At 79.1% G+C, this 1,289-nt stretch carries 1 protein-coding gene; it reads left to right on the forward strand.

All coding sequences use genetic code 11. The features are described 5' to 3' along the window. Positions 1-65: 65 nt before the first annotated feature. Positions 66-755 (forward strand): ABC transporter ATP-binding protein, encoded by a 690-nt coding sequence (locus ACOV8S_RS05445; RefSeq protein ID WP_448316384.1) that lies wholly within the window; start codon positions 66-68, stop codon positions 753-755. Positions 756-1,289: the final 534 nt, after the last annotated feature.

Raw genomic sequence — 1,289 nt, forward strand, 5'->3', positions numbered from 1 at the left:
GGCGTGCGCCGTCGCCCCGTCCGCGATGTCGGGCGTCGCCTGCCACCATCCCCGTGAGGTCCTCCATGCGGCTTGAGATCCGGTCCGTCACCGCGGGCCACGACCGCTCGGCGCCGGTGGTGCGGGACGCCTCGCTCACGATCGCCTCCGGCGAGGCGGTCGGTCTGCTCGGCCCCAGCGGCTGCGGCAAGTCCACCCTGGCCCGCGTCGCCGCCCTCCTGCACCGCCCCGGCTCCGGCACCGTGTCCTTCGACGGCGTGCCCGTCACCGGCTGGCGGCACCGCGCGCCCCGCTCGCAGCGCACCGCCGTCGGCGTCGTCCTCCAGCAACCGCGTCTCGCCGCGGATCCCCGCCTCACCCTCGCCGACCTGATCGCCGAGCCCCTGCGGGCCACCGGCCGCCGCGCGGAGGTCCCCGCCCGCGTGCGGGACCTCGCCCCGCTGGTCGGCCTCACCCCCGACCTCATGCCGCGCCGTCCGCACGAGGTCAGCGACGGCCAGCTCCAGCGCGCCTGCCTCGCCCGGGCCCTGGTCCTCCGCCCCCGTCTGCTGATCTGCGACGAGATGACCGCGATGCTCGACGCGTCCACGACGGCCGCGCTGGTCGCCGCCGTGGAGACCTACCGCCGCACCACCGGCGCCACCCTGCTCGCCGTCGGCCACGACTCCGTCCTCCTGGACCGCTGGTGCGACCGCCTCGTCCCCTGGCCGGCGCTCGGTGCCACGAACCCCGAGGACGCGCGGCCCGGACCCTGAAACGGCTCAGCCGTCCCGGGCGCCACTCTGGCCGGTTACGGCCTCGGCGACGCCGGGCGCCGGGCCGATACTGGTGCCCCGCGACATGCCCCCGGCCGTGGTGGCCCCGCATTCCGGAGGCGCGGATGCCGCCCGAGACAGCACCGCAGCACGGAGGCGCCGCACCCCTGCCCGCCCGCGACGGGCGTCCGGCCCACCGCACGCCGCCGTGACCCGCGGAGCACCGGGCGCCGGAACCCGCCGCCCCGCAGCAGGCTGCCCCGGAACCCGCCGCTGCCGGGCCCGCTGCCGGGGGGCCGCCGCGGCGCTGCTCCCGGCAGGCGCCTCCCTCCTGTTCGGCGCGGCCGGGCACACGGCCGCCGGCGGAGGACTCCCGGGCGCGGGGGTGACGGCCGCCGCCCTCGTGGTGCTGACCGCGCTCAACACCGCGGTCGCGGCCCGGGTCCGGCGGCACGCGTTCCGGGCCGCGGTCCTCGGCGCCGCGGCACAACAGGTGCTGCTGCACCTGGCGTTCCACGCGTCCACCGGCCCGCC

It is taken from the genome of Streptomyces sp. CO7 (genome assembly GCF_053474865.1).